Here is a 17,318-nt window from a genome sequence, read left to right on the forward strand (position 1 = left end):
CCAGGCAGGTGCTGAATCGAGTAGTGGAATTAACCAAGACAAGTACGCAGTTCTCGTGTGTGGGGGATTGCCGGACCGTACATTCGGTGCATGGCTGAAGTAATTATTAGGAAGCGTGGACGCCGCCGGCTGCCCGGTGCCGCCAAGGGAAGCGCCCAGGGGTACGTATTCCTCGGAATCGCGCTGTTGGTGGCCGTGGGAATCGCCATGTTTGCGGTTGCGGGTTAGGCGGTCCGCCATGCGTGTGAGGCTGCCGTCATCGGACGGCCAGGACCTGGATTGCCCGCATCAGTTCGTGGGGCGTTGTGAGGCATGCAGTGCGTCAGCGGGCAGCCAGGCCTTCTGGTCTGCACCAATCTTGACCCAACCCGCGGGCGATCCTTCGGGGAACCTTGACTGTTGACGCGTACGTTGGGCTCATCAGGCAGTTCTGAAAGGGAGTGGACGCGATGAGCATTACCGAATACGTTGCAGCACTGGGCGGCATGCTGGCCTCACTCGGCGCCGTGGGGCTTTTCGCCGCCGGCGTCATTCGGGCCAAGGCCCGCCACTAATCTGAGGTTCTGCCCTCCTACGCCAGCGCGGGCGGCTCAAACCGGGTGGCCGGCGATCCGCTCGGCAGTGCCTTGAGTACGTTCTCCGCCACGCTGCGCACCTTGAGGTTCCGCTGCCGGGAGACCCCGGCCAGCTTGCCGAAGGCCTCCGTGTAGGAACAGCGGTTTTGCGCCATGATCACGCCGCACGCAACATCAATGGAGGTCCGGCTCTCCAGCACGGCCTTGAGGTTGTCGCCGGCGGACCGGACACTGCGCACCTCGATGGCCAGCTTCATGCTTTGGGACGCCACAGCGGCAAACCAGGTGGCCTCGCCTACCAGCTCCGGCGTGAATTCAAACCCGGCGGGACCAAGGAACACCAGCGCGCAGGATGACCGGGGATCCAGGGCGAGCGGCACGGCCAGGGCAGTTCCGTAGCCGGCACCCACCAAACGGCGGCGGTATGGTTCCCATCGCTGCGATGAGTTTTCTCCGGTGACCTGGACCGGTGTGGCGGAGGCGGCGGCCTGTGCCATGGGTCCGTCGCTGTACCTGTCTTCGGACGAGGCCACGTTGTAGGCAAGCGTGGCGCTGCCGGCGGTGGCAGGCAGGTTTCCCGCCCGCGTAAGGGTTGCGGCGGCGTCCACGGGCACCCCGGCAGACGCTGCGAGTGCCACAGCCGCGCTGTCCGCGAGCTGCTGGACGGAGTCCAGGTCAGTGTCCGCGCCCGTGATCAGGTCCAGCAGGAACCCCGGCCGGTCCATGCGCCTGCTGCCAACTGCCGGTTGTACTGTCACCTGGTTTCCCCCGTTACGCTCCGTGCCGCGCGGCGATGTGCGGCTTTCCTCGAATGTAGGCGGCGCGGATGTTGGGGACACGAGTAGTGGGTACTCTACTTTCGCCGCGGCGCCGTTCCGCACCACCTGTTTACCGGGCAGGTTCCCGGGCCACCCCCTAGGATGGGGGTAAAACCGCAGGTCAGAAAGGCAGCCCACCCTTCATGTCCGGTGAAGAAACCACGTCCAAGGATCCCGTGCAGCGCCGGTTCACGCGCTCGTCGCTTAAGGACTTCGCCCTGCCCGTGGTGATCGCCGTGGCAGCGGCAGGCATCGGCATTGCCAGCATCGCCAACGGGCTGGCCTCCCGTGACCAGGCGGGCCAGGACAGCGCTGCCCAGGCCACACCCGCCTTGCCGCGCTGCGAGGTGCCGGACCGCAAGAGCCAGGTGCCGGCGTCGGGCGCGCTCTTTGGCGTGAACCTGGACCTGCACTCCAAACCCCTGTCCCAGTACGCCGCAGACCTGGGCCACAAACCCGCCGTCAGCGTGTCCTTCGCCGGATTCCCCTACACGGCGGAGGAGAAGGCGCACCTGGACCAGGCAGTCAGCCAGATCCGCGCCGACGGCCAGACGATGCTGCTCACCCTCGAACCCATGCAGGGCCTGGGCGCCGTCACGGATGAGGCAGTGGCCGGGCTCGCGGCGGACCTCGCATCGTTCAACGACGACGGCGTTCCCGTGATCGTCCGGTTCGCCCACGAGATGAATGGCTCCTGGTACCCGTGGTCCCAGCAGCCAGCCGCGTACGTGGACGCTTTCGCCCGGATGGCAAAGGCCGTCCACGCGACGGCGCCAGGCTCTTCGATGATGTGGGCGCCCAACTACGGCGGCGGCTACCCGTTCGCCGGCGGCCAGTACGAGGCCAAGCGTGGAACTGCGGACTTCGCCGCCCTGGACACGGACGGCGACGGCACCGTCACCATGGCGGACGATTCCTACGCACCGTACTATCCGGGCGACGACGCGGTGGACTGGGTGGGCATGTCCCTGTACCACTGGGGCGCGAAATATCCGTGGGGCGAGAACGAACTGCCCGAGGCCAACAAGTTCAAGGACCAGCTCACCGGCAACTACGTGGGCGCCAACGGCGATGACAGCCTGCTGACGGATTTCTACCACGTCTACGGGCAGGACCACGGCAAACCCGTAGCCATCCCCGAATCCGCTGCGCTGTTCGCTCCCGGCGCCGCCGGTGCGGCCGAGCTGGACATCAAGCGAGCCTGGTGGGAGCAACTGTTCAGCCCGGACCTGGCCACCGAGTTCCCGCAGCTCAAGATGATCAACTGGTTCGAGTGGGATAAGAACGAGGTAGAGGTCAAGGGCCGCGTGGACTGGACCGTCACCAACACTCCCGCCGTTCGGGAGGCCTTCACCGCCGCACTGCCGGACTGGTTCCGCTACGGCCCGGCCGAGTCCTGCCAGCCGGGCTGAGAATTAGTCAGCACACTTACGGAACAGGTAGTGACCACTCTGTTGGGCGGTTGCCGGTTCTCCTAGGTTGGCCCCATCACGTAAGACGCTCAAGTGAAACGGGGATCAGTTTATGCGCAGGCGCCCAACCCATGCAGCCCTCCTGGTTACGGTATTCCTGGCCCTTGCGGGGTGCGGAACAGACACAGGAACCCAGACCGCAACGTCCTCGCCGCCGGCGCCCAGTCCAAGCCCAAGCCCCGCGAAAACCTACACCGATGCTGACCTCAGTTCAATTGTGGGAACCCTGAAGGACTCGCAGGGGCGCGCGCTGACAGTTGTTCCGGCGGCCCAGATCGACCAGGGCATCATCAAAGCCAAGGAAATCCTGAAGGGAGCGGTCTTCACCCCGCCGGAGTGCAACGTCTTTACCGACAGCAACTCCCAGATCCCGGAGGACAGCACCTATGCGGCGGGCACCACCATTTCGGCTGCGGACGAGACGGCGATTGTGGTGACGGCCATCGCCCTCAAGGATGCCAAAGAGCTGACCGGCCACCTGGAAGCCTCCCGGAAAGCGGTGGCGGCCTGCGGAAAGTTCACCGCTGAACTGGCGGGGCAGAAGGTCACCACGGAAGTTCAGGAAATAGACGCTGCCACGGGCGGGGATCAGTCGTTCGCCGCACTGGCCAAGGAGAGCCTGGCCACGGGCGAGGCGCAGACCTCACTGACCATGACCGGCATCAAGGGAAACCTGGCTGCCACAGCAGTGAAAGCCGGACCTGATGTCACTCCGGCCGATGCGGCCGAGCTGGTCCAGTTGATTGACACCATCCTTGCCCACGGCTGATCCGGGTCAGCGGGGTAAATCGTCCAGCCAGTCCAGGAACGTTTGGCGCCCGACGGCGGCACCCGCCGCCGGGATCAGCGCACCGCTGCGCATTGCCTTGCCCATGGGGCCGGGGAAGGGAGCCTCCACGACCTTTTTGCGCTGGCCGGTCCTCTGCAGGTAGGTGCGCACCAGGCCGGCCAGCTGCTCGGTGCGGGGGCCGCCCAAATCGGGGATCCGTCCCCGCGGCCCGGCCTCCGCAGCGTCCACCAGGGCCTCTGCCACCTCGCGGGCGGCCACCGGCGCGGTGAACATCTTCGGCACCACGACGACGGGGCCCGCCGAGGCGACCTTCACCACCAGCGGCACAAACTCGTGGAACTGGGTGGAACGCAGAAGAGTCCACGGCACGTCCCCGTGCCGGACGGTGTCCTCCTGCACCAGTTTCCCGGCGTAGAGGCCGGAGCGTGCATCGTCGATGCCTGCGATTGACAACACCACGTGGTGCTTCACTCCGGCTTTCTTTTCCGCGGCCAGCAGGTTCTGGGACGCGTTAGTGAAGTAGTCCACGGCCTTCTTGGTGGCCGTGCTGCTGATGCCGGCCACGTCGATCACCGTCTCAACCCCTGCCAGCGCCTGGTCGAGGCCGCGGCCGGTTGCCAGGTCCACGCCGCCGGAACGGCTCATGGCCACCACCTCGTGCCCGCGCTCCAGGGCAACGGCCACCACGTGGCGGCCCACGGTCCCTGTCCCACCGGCGACGGCAATCCTCATGACAGCATCCTAGGCGTCCGCGAACCAGATGGCCCTCCGGGCGGCGGAAGGAGTGAGGCAGGGGAGGGTCAGCCATGTCCGCGGCAGCTGGTTCTCAGTAGACTGGGACCCATGTCTGGGCAGGAAGCTGCAGTCGACACGTCCCTTCGAACCCCTGAGGAGCGGTCTCGCACGTTCGCGGGCATCCTCATCAACACGGCACTGGCCAACGTCACCACCAGCTACCTTTGGTTTGCCCTGACGTTCTGGGTCTACCTGGAAACCCGCAACGTGATCGCCACGGGCGTGGTGGGTGGCGCCTACATGCTGCTGATCGCCCTCTCCAGCATCAGCTTCGGCACCTTCGTGGACCGCTACCGCAAGCTGGCCGTCATGCGTTTCGCCGCTGCGTTCACCCTGGTGATGTTTGTGTTGTCCGGCGTGATATTCCTGCTGACCCCCGGTGCGGGCCTGCTGGACCTGGGGCAACCCTGGTTCTGGATCTTCACGTTGATCATCCTGGTGGGCGCGGTGGTGGAGAACATGCGGAACGTTGCCCTGTCCACTACCGTCACCATCCTCATCGACCCGGACCGGCGCGCCAACGCCAACGGCCTGGTGGGGATGGTCCAGGGACTCGCCTTCATCGTGACGTCAGTATTTTCCGGGCTATCCGTGGGGATCCTGGGCATGGGCTGGACCATCGCCATCGCCGTGGCCCTCACCGCGCTGGCTTTCCTGCACCTGCTGACTCTCCGCCTGCCGGAGGAAACCCAAGTGGCAGCCAGCGACGCCCAGGGCGGCTTCGACCTCCGGGGTTCCATCGCCGCCGTGCTGGCCGTGGCAGGGTTGTTCGCGCTGATCATCTTCTCCACGTTCAACAACTTCATCGGCGGCGTCTACATGGCCCTGATGGACCCGTACGGGCTCGAGATGTTTCCGGTGGAGCTGTGGGGCCTGTTCTTAGCCCTAGGCTCCACCGGATTCATTGTTGGCGGCGCCCTGATCGGCAAATTCGGCCTGGGCGCCAACCCACTGCGGACCATGCTGATCGCCGTCGCCATCATGGGAGCGCTCGGCGCCCTGTTCACCATCCGGGAATGGGCCTGGCTGTATGTGGTGGGAATCTGGCTCTACTTGGCATTGGTGCCGTGCATTGAGGCCGCCGAGCAGACCGTGATCCAGCGGGTTGTTCCGCTGAATAAGCAGGGACGGGTGTTCGGGTTCGCCATGGCCTTCGAATCCGCGGCGGCGCCCGTCACGGCCTTCCTCATCGCACCGCTCGCCCAGTTCTGGATCATTCCCTATGCCCGGTCCGGTGAAGGGGCGGCGCAACTCGCGCCGCTGCTGGGCGAAGGGACCTCCAGAGGCATCGCCCTGGTGTTCCTGGTGGCCGGGATCATCATGATCGTGGCGGCCCTGCTGGCCTTCCTCACTCCCGTCTACCGGCGGGTGTCCGCGTCCTACGCCCAGGCCCGGGCCGAGGAGACGGCCGGGGAGACGGCCGGGGCCTGAGGCCCGGATCACGCCCTGTCGCCGGCCCTCGTGCCGCGGGCTGCCCTGCCCTTGGAACGGGCGGAGTGGAACCGGAAAGCCAGCAAGGCGCCGGCTGCCAGCAAGCCCCCGATGACCAGGCCCAGCGTGGTGCCCCCTTCGCCGGTGGCCAGATAGTGCCCCAGGGCCGTCAGCAGGACAGGCGCGACGGCGGCCAGGCCACCGAGCGGGAGGGCCCCGGTGACTGCTGGCTGCTGCTCCGTTACGGGCTCCGCGGGGACCGGTGCCACGGCGCTGCCGCCCACTTGGCTGCGGCGTCCGGCTGCGGGGCCGGGGACGACAGGTTTGCTGGGTGCGGAGAATGACGGCGCGCTGCCGCCACTAGTGGGGGCCGCCTGGAACCGGTACGCCGTTCCGTTTTCCAGGCCGCGGACCACCACCCGGGAGGTGCCGGGCTCAGCGACGATGATTTCGCCAACCTGGGCCCCCGTGGCATCAACTGTCCTGACCGCAACGCCGCCGGAAGCTGGTGCGGGGTCAGCCGGAGCGGGATCTGCCGGTGCGGGATTGGCTGGCCCCTGGTTGGCCGGCGGATCGACCGGCGCGGGATTGGCTGGCTCTTGGTTGGCCGGCGGATCTGCCGGTGCGGGATTGGCTGGCGGGTCCACAGGTGCCGGGTCAGCCGGTGCGGGGTCAACCGGCGGAATGCCGGGACCCGTCCCTGGGTCTGGAACGGGGTCGATGATGACCACCACTTCGCCGTCGCCCGGGATGACTTCGCCGATGCCGCCGCCTGCGCCCTCGCCGCCTTCGACCGGCTCGTCCTCCGGCGGTTCGGTCACGCCGTCGTCGGCGCCGTTCCCTCCGTTGCCGGTCCCGGTGCCGTTGCCGAAGACGAGCAGTTCGACGTTGCGCAGGGTGTCCGTGCCGTCCCGGCCGCCGTTGTGCTGGACGGTGGTGACGGAGCCGGGGGAGCCAAGCGTGCCGTCTCCGCCGGTGGTGGTGATGGTGTAGTTGAACTCGGCGTCCGAGAACAGTGCGGTGTCGGTGCCCTCGTCCGAGCTGAGGATCTCCCTCACCGCCACGACGTCCGCCGGGTCGATGCTGCCGGCAAAGACTGCCTGCTGGAGCGTGGGTCCGGTCAGCGTGCCGTCCGCGGCACGCTGGAACTGGGCGGTCATGGACGTTGCGCTGCCCACCTCCGTGGCCGGGTCTGCGGGATCCGTGCGGACGCTGAGCCGGACGCTGAGGTACCGGTCGCCGTCGATGATGTCATTCCCGCCGCGGCCTTCGATGGTGTCGTTGCCGCCGCCGCCGAGGAGGATGTTGCCCTCGCCCCATACCTGGGGTCCGGTGAGGATGGGGCACTCCTTCGACGCCGACGCGTTGATGACGTCCTCTACCGCCGTTGGCAGGGAAGGAATCAGCTGGTCGAGTCCCAGGATCCGGTCGATGCCGGCCTGGTCCAGGACGTCACAGCCGATGAAGCCGCCGCCGCCCACCGTCCGGGGGGTCAGGTCGTCACCGCGGAGGGTGTCGGCGAACGGGCCGCCGGAGAGTGCTTCCACCTCGTTGTACCGGTCCCGGACGCCCACCTGCAGGATGTCCAAAGGTGCGATCGGCAGGTTCAGGTCGGCGTCCTGCGGCTGGGGATCGTAGGCACCGATTTCCCAGTCGAAGCCTGACGCACCGGCCACCTTCTCGATGCCCGGCCCGGCCAGGCCGATGTCGTCGCCGCCTTCCATGTCGTAGTCGTCGTCACCGCCCTGGCCGATAAGGATGTCGTGGCCGGGTTTCTGCGAATCGTCGAGGAAGAACAGGTTGCTGGAGTCGCCAATGAGCAGGTCGGGGCTGTCGCCGCCTTCGGCCCAGTCGTCCCCGCCGCCGCCGAAGACGCCGTCCAGGCCTTCACCGGCGATCACGAAATCGTCGCCTTCACCGGCGAAGGTCTCGTTCGAATTCGCCCCGCCGTTGACGAAGTCCTTGCCGTCTCCGCCGAGCATGAGATCCAGGCCCGGGCCGCCGTCGAGCGCGTCATTGCCCGGGCCGCCCTTGAGGATGTCGTCGCCGGCAAGATCGGTGACCACGTCGTTGTCCTCGCCGCCGAGGACCGTATCGGCGCCGTCGCCGCCTTCAATGACGTCGTTGCCCTCTCCGCCCCAGAAGGTGTCGTTGTCCACGCCGCCGTGGACGCGGTCGGCGCGGTCCGTACCGTTGTACACGGCCTGGCCGTTGATCCCCACGGGGTCCACGGAATTGGAAGCCCGGTACTTGATGGTGCCGTCGGGCATCCGGAGCAGCAACTCGGTCTCACTGCACTCGGTTCCGGCATCGTCCGCCACCCTGTTGCCGGAGGCTGCGAAACCCTCCGCAGTTCCCGCCAGGTTCTTCAGTTCGAACTTGCAGTCGGCGGTGGCGAACGCGTCAGCCTTCAGTGCTTTCGCGTTCGTGTTGCGCATGATCAGCTCCGCGAAGGAATTCCCTTCAAGCTGCGCCATCAGGTTCATCCCGGGGGTGCGGGCCAGGTAGTACAGGCGGTCACCGTTCTGAAGGTCCGTCATCTGGCTCTCGAAGACGTAGTTGAATGTGCTGCCCAGCAGGCCACCGAACATGTTGGTCCGTTCGGCCAGGCCGCCCATCCACAGGTCGATGTCATCCAGGCCGGTAGTTGATGCGGTGCCGTTGTTGGCCCAGGCATCGGTGCTGTTCATGAAGGCCACCGCATCATCAGGGGCCACCTCGCCGGCCAGGGCATCAGGGCTGACGATCAGGCGGGCGGCTTTCCGCTTGGCGTCCAGGGTGGTGGCGGAAACGATGGAGGGGTGGGTGCCGTAGGCGGCGATGAAGTTGATCAGCGAAGCGGGGTGCTTGATGTTTTCGCCGAAGTCGATCCAGTTGGCGTACGGCTTGAGCTGGCTGTCGTTGGTGGCGCCGTGGAGTTGCCGTCGGAAGACGTTCAGTGCGGGGATGCCCTCGGACCGGCCGCGGGCGAGGTTGATGGCAGCCAGGTCCATCGGCAGGCCCAGCAGCTTGCTGCGCAGGGTGTCCGTGACGAACTCATCAAGTTCCGCGCCCACCTGGTCCGACATTCCCATGACGATGCTGCCGGCGGCTTCCTCGGAGGTCAACGGACCCGCAGGGCCGCCGTCGGTGTAGGCGGGCGGGTTCAGGAATCCTCCCAGCAGCGGCAGGTCGTTCTGCGAACCCGGCACGTCGTCCTGGTTGCCCCACACACCGTCGGGCCCCGGGCTGTCCTCGTTGCGCCGTGAAATGGTTTCGGTGAGCATCGAGTGCCCGAAACGGTAGACCGAGTGGGCAAACTCCGCATTGATGGCCGGGTTGACGTCGGTCTGGGAGAACGCGAAGGGTTCGAAGATGTTCACCGCTGGCTGGATCTTGCGGGCAAACTCCTCGAAGACCAGGTGCTGGTACTCCATTTCCGCGATGAAGCGTGCCGCTTGGAAGAGGCGCTCGCCGTTCCAGCCGTCAGCGCCGGCCGTCGCCCGCCATTCGGTGAGGGCAGCAGCACCGCGGGAGGACTTGTCCGTGGTGAGGACGTTCTTTATGTCCCCCACCAGGCGGTCGTGCTCGGAGTGGAACACCTGGTGTATCGCCGTGAGCCCGATGTTCTCGTTGACCCGTCCGTCGCCGGCGATAAAGTGCGCACCCAGCATTTCGTCGTCGTACGTCCCGGGAGCCTGCGCGGCGAAGTCCGCAGACGCGGTGTTGTCCGCGTCCGGGGCCGGTGCCGCCGGGGGTGTTGCCGGGTTGTGGTCGGTGTCCTGCGGCGAAGGATCTGCGTTGTGCGCGATGTCCGTCAGGAACGGTGTGCTGAAGTACATGACGTCCTGCGGTACCAGCGTTCCGCTGCCGCCGTTCGCGGTCCGGTCCGCCTCCACCAGCCCGGACCGGGTGACGAACTGCGGCAGCCCGTCTTTGGGACCGGGGATGAATTTGCCGTAGGCGTCGGCCGCCAGCAGGGGAACGTTGAGGGCGTCCTTGTCCAGGAGTTGGATGCCGAGCATTTCCCGGGCCTGCTTCTTCGTGTCGGCCCAGGTGGCCATGCCGCCGGCTGCGGCCGTGCCCGCCGGGCCGCCCAGCAGGCCGCCGGTGGAGACCGGACGGCCCTCAGAGTTGTTGGTGTACTCGCGCAGGAAGACCTGGTGCGAGGAGTGGGACGCGTAGGTCTGGCTTTGATCCACCCACGGCGAGTTGGTGTTCAGCGCGTCCTGGACATCGTCGGAGGTGCCCAGGATGCCGTCCGGGCCCGGCTGGTTCTGACCGCGGGTGAGGACCATGAAACGCAGGTGCGGATTGAGGTCGTCGGCGGTGCCGAAGGCGTGGTCAGGACCGGCAATCAGTGGATCGTCGGCCTTCAGCGGCACATAAACGGTTCCGCCTCCCTTGACGGTCTGGTCGATGCCGTGGTCGAAAAACTGGCCGAACAGCGTGAAGAGTGAGTTGTAGGGCGGTGACAGGCCCACATCGGTGGTGACGTTGGGGATGTCCAGTGTGTTGTGCGAGGGGACGCAGCCTTCGGGTGCTGCCGCGACCGGGGGGAGTGCCCCGGGGGCGGGATCAGTGGTGCACGGCACCACGCCGGTGTTGCCCTGGGACCGGGCGGGGAAGCCGGCGGCCGCCACCGCCGCCGGGTTGGTGGACGTCTGGTCCGCGATGAGGTTGCTGATGGTCCGGGGACGGGAATCGAAGACGCTTCCCGATTTCTGCGTGTAGCTTGTGGCCGCGGGCGGTCCTCCGAACGAGCCACTCTCGGCGGGTCCGAAGGATTTCGGTGCCAGCCGCGGGAACACCTGGTCTGAGGCGCCGTAAGTGTCCTGGCCCGGCTGCAGGTTGTTGCAGCTGCCGTCCACGGTCCGCAGGCCGTGGGACAGCAGCGGGCTGGCAAGCTGGTTGGGTCCGGTGCCGATCAGCGCCCCGCACGGGCCGGTAGCGGACGTGGTGTTTGCCACGTGCGCTTCGGCGATCTTGATCTGCTTGAGGATGTAGGACAGGTCGGCCGGGGTGACGGTGAACCCCGACCCGACAGGGGCCTGAACGGCCTGGGCTGCCAGCGGCGGCAGGCCCATGGACGCTACCATCGCCAGCGCCCCTGCTGCAGCGAAGGTACGTAACCCTGCGCCGGTGGCTGTGCGGTTGCTTTTGCGCGCTGATACGCGAAGTACTTTCCCCATGCCGTGACTGCTCCCCAGTAGCGCCGGCTTCCCAGTTGAGCCGGCTACGCAAAGCCATGGTGGAGCACCGTTCTAGGGAAAAGCTTGGTGATTCCAAGGAACGCTAGCGGTCACCGCCTTTGTCGTCCTTGGAATCGTGGCCCTTGCCATCGTCGGATGCCTCCCGTTCACGGAGCCCGCCCTTGTCATCGTTGAGGTCGTGTGTGGGACCGTCGTCGGACACACCCGGTGCACGGAGCCCGCCCTTGTCATCGTTGAGGTCGTGGGTGGGGCCGTCGTCGGAGACGCCCGGTGCACGGAGGCCGCCCTTGTCGTCCACCGGACCGGGGGCGTGCGTGACCTGGACCGGAGGCAGGGTCAACGGCTCGGCCGGAACGATCTGGGTCTGCGGCGTATGCTCAGGCACCGCCGTGATGCTGGCGGTCGGTGTGGGAGTGGCCAGCACCGGCGACGAATCGTCGGGCTTGGGCGAGTCTTCGAACGTAGCCGGCTTGCTCCCGGAATCAACATTGGAAACCACGACGCCGGGGGAGACGGCGGGAGGCGGCCCGGCATTCGCCTGTGCCCAGACGGTCAGGCTTGCAGCGCCGAGGACGGCGGCGAGTGGGAGGTACCACAGCTTGGACATTGGTCTTCCTTTCATTTGATGGTTCCACCACTCTTCCTCGCCGCTGTGAAAGGGGAATGAATCTTCCATGAGAGACCTCTCATCCATGGTTCAGGGTTGTGATTCAGTGTGTTCACGGTGCTGGCTCGGGCCTTGTGGGGCCGGCCGGGACAGGGGTGAAGCGGTAGCCGGCTCCCCGGACGGACTGGAAGTGCTCCGGCCCCAGCTTGGTGCGGAGGTACCCGACGTAGACGTCCACCACGTTCGAGGACCCGTCGAAGTCGTAGCCCCAGACCCGGCTGAGCAGCTGTTCCCGGCTCAGCAGCTTGCTGGCGTTCTCCACGAACGCCCGCGCCATGGCGAACTCGCGGGCAGACAGCGGCACCGTGCGGCCCCGGACGATGGCGCAGCGGAGGTCCACGTCCAGGCTGACGTCGCCGCTTGTTGGGGCCGCGGCCGCCGGCGCTGCCGGAGCGTCCCGCAGCCGAAGCCGGATGCGCGAGAGCAGCTCTTCGAAACGGAACGGCTTGCTCATGTAGTCGTCCGCGCCGCCGTCGAGCGCTGCCAGCGTGTCCGGAAGGGAATCCCGTGCCGTCAGCACGATGACCGGGATGGTGCAGTTCATGGCGCGGAGGGCCGAGAGCACGCCGAAGCCGTCCATCCGCGGCATCCCGATGTCCAGGATCAGCAGGTCGAACTCACCGGAACTGCCGTAGTCCAATGCCCGGATGCCGTCCTCCACGGAGGACGTGGTGTAGCCGGCCGCCGTGAGGCCCTTGGCGATGAAGGCGGCGATCCGTGGCTCGTCGTCGGCGATCAGAATGCGAGCCACGAGGTTCCTGACGGAAGGGAGAGGACAAACCTGCTGCCCACGTTGACCCGTGATGACAGCCGCACTGAGCCGCCATGTGCCTCGGCGATCGCTTTGACGATGGGCAGGCCCAGTCCGGAGCCCTCGGCGCCCCTGGAGACGCCGGCCCGGGCGAACCGGTCGAAGATCCGTTCCTGGTCTGCGGCGCCGATGCCGCACCCCGTGTCGGCAACCCAGATATCAATCGTGGGTTCATGCTGCTGCTCGGATGCACCGTCCCCGGCCGGCACCCATGCCGCGCCAATGGAGATGATGTCACCTGGCTCTGTGGAGTGCACGGCATTAGCCGCCAGCTGCTCGATGGCCTGGGTAAGGCGGTTCCGGTCCGCCCGGAACCAGCCGCCGGGAAGCTGTTCAATCTGCCAGTGCCGGTCGCCCAGGACGCGGATCCGCTCCATGGCGGCTTCCAGGAAGGAATCGGCATCGATCCAGTCGGGCCGGACAAAGTCCGGACGGCCGCTCCGGGCCAGGACCAGGAGCTCGTTGACCAGGGACTGCATCCGGTCCACTTCCTCCAGGAGCAGCACCCGCGTTTCAGCGACGTCCAGGGCATCTGCCGGCTGCAGCAGCTGTAGGTGGCCGCCGATGATGGTCAGCGGCGTCCTCAGCTCGTGGCTGGCGTCGTCCACAAACTGCCGCTGGTCCTCGATGCCCACCTCCAGCCTGTCCAGCATGCGGTTGAAGTCTGTGGCCAGCTGCGAGACGTCGTCGTCACCGGGCGGCACCGATACGCGGCTGCTCACGTCCTCGAAGGTGGTGGTTTCGGTGGCTTGGCGCAGCCGGCGGATGGGGACGAACAGGCGTCCGGTGACGGCGTACCCCACCGCGCCGGCAAGCAGCAGGATGGCCAGCGAAACCATGGCGAAGGTTCCGAAGGAGGCCATCATCTGCTCCCGCTGCAGCCCGATTTCGTTCCCCGCCACGAGCACGCCGTTCGGGGAATCCCCGCCCAAGGACACCGGGGTGATGGCCAGCCGCACCAGGTGGCCGTCCATGACCACATCCCGCAGGGCGGTATTGCCGTCCAGGGGTACGGCGAGCGCTGTTTCGAGTACTTGCGGCTGGCCGAGGTCGCGCGCCTGGGCTCCGGCCGGCAGGAACGTGTCCCCTCCAGCAATGCTCGCCATCACGGACTCGTACCGGCCCAGGGTGCCGCCGCGCAGGAAAACGGTGAACAGATCATCGAGCGAGGGGTAGGGGGCGCCGCCGGCAAGGCCTTGGTCCACGATGTCCTGGAGGCGTGCCGATTGGTGCAGGAGGTCTTCGCTGACCCGGCTGTTGAGGTCCCGCAGGTCCAGCGCAAGCGTAGTGGTGCCGGCAACGAACAGCCCCACCGCGAGGAAGGCCAGCACCGTGGTGAGGACCCTGACCCGGACGGTCCTCAGGCCTGACCGGAAGTTCCGGAGTGATGCCGAGATCGCCCGCCACCAGCGGACCAGGAGACCTGCCTCCCACCTGCTGGAAGGGGCAGAGGCGGGGGTTCTACGCAGGTTCATGGGCGTCTCCAATCCTTTTCCGGCTGGCGGCTGCGGAGGGCGGGTTCGTCATACCGCGCTGTGGTGCCGTCTTCCTGCCAAATTAGGGGGACCCGCTTGGGGATTCCTTTGACAGCGGCGGCACGCGGACCGGGGGGACCACCTAGGGTTTCCCCAATGTTCACGGTGCCGACTGTCCACCGCTCTGACCTGCGGAAATATGGTGCGGACCTCGCCCCGGTTCCCGTCCGGCGGCGGCGGGGCGGTCTGGGGCGCCAAGTACCTGCTTCCGGCGGCCCAAGTAGTCGGGCGGAAAACCGGAAAACTGATGTGAGTACCTACTACTGTTGTCTGACTTTTGCCCGGGAACTGGAATTAACGCGGAAGGTTCGATCACGTATCGGGGGATTCATGGTGGCTACGTTGGAAATGGGTGCAGGGCTGATGAGTTCGGGATCCGGAGCGCCGTCGACGACGCCGGCGCTCCGCATCTCGGTTCTTGGCCCCCTGACTATCCGGCGCGGGGATGTAGAGCTCCGCGCCAATGACCTGGGCGGTCCCAAACCCCGCCAGGTCCTCGAGATCCTGCTCCTGAATCTCGGCTCGGCGGTGTCCAAGACCCGCATCATGGAGCTGCTGTGGGGCGGCAACCATCCGGCTGTTGCCCTTCCCACGCTGGAAAGCTATGTCAGCGTCCTGCGCCGGAACCTGCAGCCCGGATCGGGCAGGACGGGACCCTTGCGGACAGTGACCGGCGGGTACGCGATGGACCGTTCCCTGGTGGACCTGGACCTGGACCGTTTCGACTCGCTGACCAAGAAGGCCAGCCACGCCGCCCCGGCGGCCGCGCTTGCACTGCTCAGTGAAGCATTGGAGCTTGGATCCGCCCCGCTCCTGGGGGATGAACTCCTCCCTGCCTGGGCCGAGGAGGAGAGGGCGCTGCACACGGCGCGCGTTGCACTGGCCCGGGTCCAGGCCGCGGAATGCGCCCTTGCCCTGGGACAAGCCGACAAGGCTGTTGCGTGGGGACTGACGGCCACCAATGAGGATCCCCTCAACGAACGCGGATGGAACGTTTTGGTCCTGGGGCTTGAACGGAACGGGCAGGACAATGAGGCCCTGCGTGCCTTCGAACGCTGCCGAAGGATCATGGACGCCGAGCTGGGGTGCACGCCGTCTCCTGCCTTGAAGCAGGCACAGGCGCGGCTCCTGGAGCGGACGGCTGAGCCGGCGGTGGCTGCCAAGACCAGTGTTGCTCCCCGCCCGGCGCGCGATGCCCGTCCTGTGGCTGCACCCGCGGCGGAGACGGACACGCCGGTTGCTGACCGGTTGCGCATCCTGATCGTGGACGACCACACCATCTTCTCCGACCTGCTGGCCGGCGCGCTGGACCGGGAACCGGACCTCAAAAGCCTGGGCGCGGCCAAGTCCGTGGAATCGGCGGTGACAATGTTCCGGGAACTGCGTCCCGACGTCGTGATCATGGACCTGCACCTCGCCGACGGTTCCGGGCTGCACGCGGCCGAACGCATCCTGTCCGAGGCCCCGCAAACCCGGGTGGTGATGCTGACCGGCAATCCCTCCCAGGAAGCACTGCGGGAGGCTGCGGGCATGGGGATCTGCGGGTTCCTGCCGAAGGACGGCGCCTTGGGCGTCATGCTGGACGCGCTCCGGCACGCCCGTCCTGGCAACATGATTGTGCACCCGTCACTGGTGGCGCGGCTGGGAACCTCACCGGCATCCGCGCCGGAATCTGCTGCCTGACCGCAGGCAGCAGATCGTGAATGCCTTTCGCCGCGGCGTCCGCGGCAGTTCCGATGTTGCGCCGGAGGTCATCCAGCGGCGCGAGGTGCGGATGGCTGTGGCAAGGTTCCTCGCAGCAGGCTTCGCGGCGCTGGTCCTGGTGGCCACGCCGGTGACTTTCTGGATCCGCGATGCAGCGGAACAGCACGCCCTTGCCAACGCGAGGGACTTCACCCAACGCCTGGCCGACAACGTTGTTGGCCCGCTGATCACCCCGCAGCTCCTCGCCCTGGACTCCGCAGCCGTGGAGGAACTGGACCAGCGGGTGGCGCCGTGGCTGGCCAACGGAGGCGTCACCAGGATCAAGGTGTGGGACCAGCACGGCAAGGTGGTGTACTCGGACGTCCCGTCACTGATCGGGGAGGACTTCGAACAGGAGGAATGGGCGGAGCTGCTCCTGGCCGGCGGGCCGGCCACGGCCACTGTCGAGTCCCAGACGGCTGAAGAAAACGAGTTTGAGGCCTCGTCCGGGGAACTGGTGGAGGTCTACGTCCGCTCCGCCGCCAAGGACGGGTCGCCGATGATCTTCGAAACGTATTCCTCGGGCGCGGCCGTTCGCGCGGAACAGCAAGCGGTCCTCCTCAGCATGATCCCGCCCGTGCTGTTGTCCCTGGCAGTGCTGCAACTGGTCCTGCTGATCCCGGCGGTCCGCCTGGCCAAGCGGATCCAGTTCCACCAGGCGCAGCGCAACGCCCTGCTGCGCTGCGCCATCGAGGCCTCGGACCAGGAACGGCGCCAGATCGCCAGTGAACTGCACGACGACGTCATCCAGAACCTGTCCGGGCTGGCCTATGCCCTGGAATCGGAAGAGCGCCGCGGCCAACCCGGCCAGCGGCAGGTGTTCGCCGACGCACGGACCATGCTCCAGCGCGACATCAGGGCCCTGCGCGCCATGACCAGCGAACTCTATCCGCCGGACCTGGAAGAGCTGGGGCTGAAGGCATCCATCATGCGGCTGGAGGCACCCCTGGTGGAACGAGGCATCGCTTTCACCGCCAGCATCCCGGACCAGGTCTCACTGGACCGGGACCGGGCGGTCCTGGCCTACCGCGTGGCACGCGAAGCGCTGGTCAACGCCACCAAACATTCCGGGGCCTCAGCTGTGGACATCCAGATCCGCCAATCCGGCGAGCTCACCCAAATCACAGTCTCGGACGATGGCAAGGGATTCAACCCCCGCACCGCACACCGGGAAGACCATTTTGGCCTGCGGATCCTCAAAGACACCGTCCACCAGGCCGGGGGAACCCTCCACATCCGTTCGGCCCCAGGCCGGGGAACATTCGTCACGGCGACGTTCCGGGCTGCCACGCCCACGGTCCGGTGGGCCGGCCGGTACCCTGCCAGCCGCCATGGCAACCCCGCCATGGAAGCAGAAACCAGCTAGCACTTTGCCCGGTGGCTGCATGCAGCCCCGTGCCGCCACAAGGACGCGTGACCCCACAAGGGCCGGTGCCACAACAAAGGTCCGGCGTCCCCCGCACTGGGCGGGAGACGCCGGACCTGCCTG

General features: G+C 67.0%; 12 protein-coding genes. 6 read left to right on the top strand and 6 right to left on the bottom strand.

Going from position 1 to position 17,318, the window contains the following annotated elements; all coding sequences use genetic code 11:
• Nucleotides 1–90: 90 nt before the first annotated feature.
• Nucleotides 91–228, top strand: a complete 138-nt coding sequence (locus tag UC32_RS20670; RefSeq protein WP_161797254.1) for a hypothetical protein — start codon at nt 91–93, stop codon at nt 226–228.
• Between the two features lie 343 nt (nt 229–571).
• On the opposite strand, the gene UC32_RS01060 is transcribed toward UC32_RS20670, so the two are convergent.
• A complete protein-coding gene (locus UC32_RS01060) occupies nt 572–1,333 on the bottom strand; it encodes an ANTAR domain-containing protein (protein WP_235423556.1) in 762 nt (253 codons plus the stop codon).
• Between the two features lie 203 nt (nt 1,334–1,536).
• Here UC32_RS01060 and UC32_RS01065 point away from each other — a divergent pair, with 203 nt between their 5' ends.
• Both UC32_RS01065 and UC32_RS01070 read left to right on the top strand, forming a co-directional pair.
• Nucleotides 1,537–2,805 carry a glycoside hydrolase family 26 protein gene (locus UC32_RS01065; RefSeq protein ID WP_045729440.1) on the top strand — a complete coding sequence of 423 codons (1,269 nt, stop codon included), beginning with the start codon at nt 1,537–1,539 and terminating at the stop codon, nt 2,803–2,805.
• A 112-nt stretch (nt 2,806–2,917) separates the two neighbouring features.
• Nucleotides 2,918–3,634, top strand: coding sequence for a hypothetical protein (locus UC32_RS01070; protein ID WP_152642526.1), 717 nt, complete (start codon nt 2,918–2,920; stop codon nt 3,632–3,634).
• Between the two features lie 6 nt (nt 3,635–3,640).
• On the opposite strand, the gene UC32_RS01075 is transcribed toward UC32_RS01070, so the two are convergent.
• On the bottom strand, nt 3,641–4,387 hold the full coding sequence (locus UC32_RS01075) for an SDR family oxidoreductase (RefSeq protein WP_045729442.1): 747 nt from the start codon (nt 4,385–4,387) through the stop codon (nt 3,641–3,643).
• A 111-nt stretch (nt 4,388–4,498) separates the two neighbouring features.
• Here UC32_RS01075 and UC32_RS01080 point away from each other — a divergent pair, with 111 nt between their 5' ends.
• The gene (locus UC32_RS01080; protein WP_045729443.1) at nt 4,499–5,881 is read left to right on the top strand and encodes an MFS transporter; all 1,383 of its coding nucleotides are present in this window, start codon (nt 4,499–4,501) and stop codon (nt 5,879–5,881) included.
• 8 nt (nt 5,882–5,889) lie between these two features.
• On the opposite strand, the gene UC32_RS01085 is transcribed toward UC32_RS01080, so the two are convergent.
• The 4 genes from UC32_RS01085 to UC32_RS01100 all read right to left on the bottom strand — a co-directional run bounded on the left by UC32_RS01085 (nt 5,890) and on the right by UC32_RS01100 (nt 14,026).
• Nucleotides 5,890–11,052, bottom strand: a complete 5,163-nt coding sequence (locus UC32_RS01085) for a peroxidase family protein (protein ID WP_052690495.1) — start codon at nt 11,050–11,052, stop codon at nt 5,890–5,892.
• Between the two features lie 103 nt (nt 11,053–11,155).
• On the bottom strand, nt 11,156–11,680 hold the full coding sequence (locus UC32_RS01090) for a hypothetical protein (protein ID WP_045729445.1): 525 nt from the start codon (nt 11,678–11,680) through the stop codon (nt 11,156–11,158).
• Between the two features lie 112 nt (nt 11,681–11,792).
• On the bottom strand, nt 11,793–12,491 hold the full coding sequence (locus tag UC32_RS01095) for a response regulator transcription factor (RefSeq protein WP_045729446.1): 699 nt from the start codon (nt 12,489–12,491) through the stop codon (nt 11,793–11,795).
• A complete protein-coding gene (locus tag UC32_RS01100; protein ID WP_045729447.1) occupies nt 12,476–14,026 on the bottom strand; it encodes a sensor histidine kinase in 1,551 nt (516 codons plus the stop codon). Before UC32_RS01100 ends, UC32_RS01095 begins: the two co-directional genes overlap by 16 nt.
• A gap of 390 nt (nt 14,027–14,416) precedes the next feature.
• On the opposite strand from UC32_RS01100, the gene UC32_RS01105 reads away from it, so the two are divergent.
• A complete protein-coding gene (locus UC32_RS01105) occupies nt 14,417–15,769 on the top strand; it encodes a BTAD domain-containing putative transcriptional regulator (RefSeq protein ID WP_235423557.1) in 1,353 nt (450 codons plus the stop codon).
• Between the two features lie 16 nt (nt 15,770–15,785).
• Complete coding sequence (locus UC32_RS01110; RefSeq protein ID WP_052690496.1) at nt 15,786–17,195, top strand: sensor histidine kinase; 1,410 nt, start codon at nt 15,786–15,788, stop codon at nt 17,193–17,195.
• Nucleotides 17,196–17,318: the final 123 nt, after the last annotated feature.

Source organism: Pseudarthrobacter chlorophenolicus, from assembly GCF_000962805.1.
GTDB lineage: Bacteria > Actinomycetota > Actinomycetes > Actinomycetales > Micrococcaceae > Arthrobacter > Arthrobacter chlorophenolicus_A.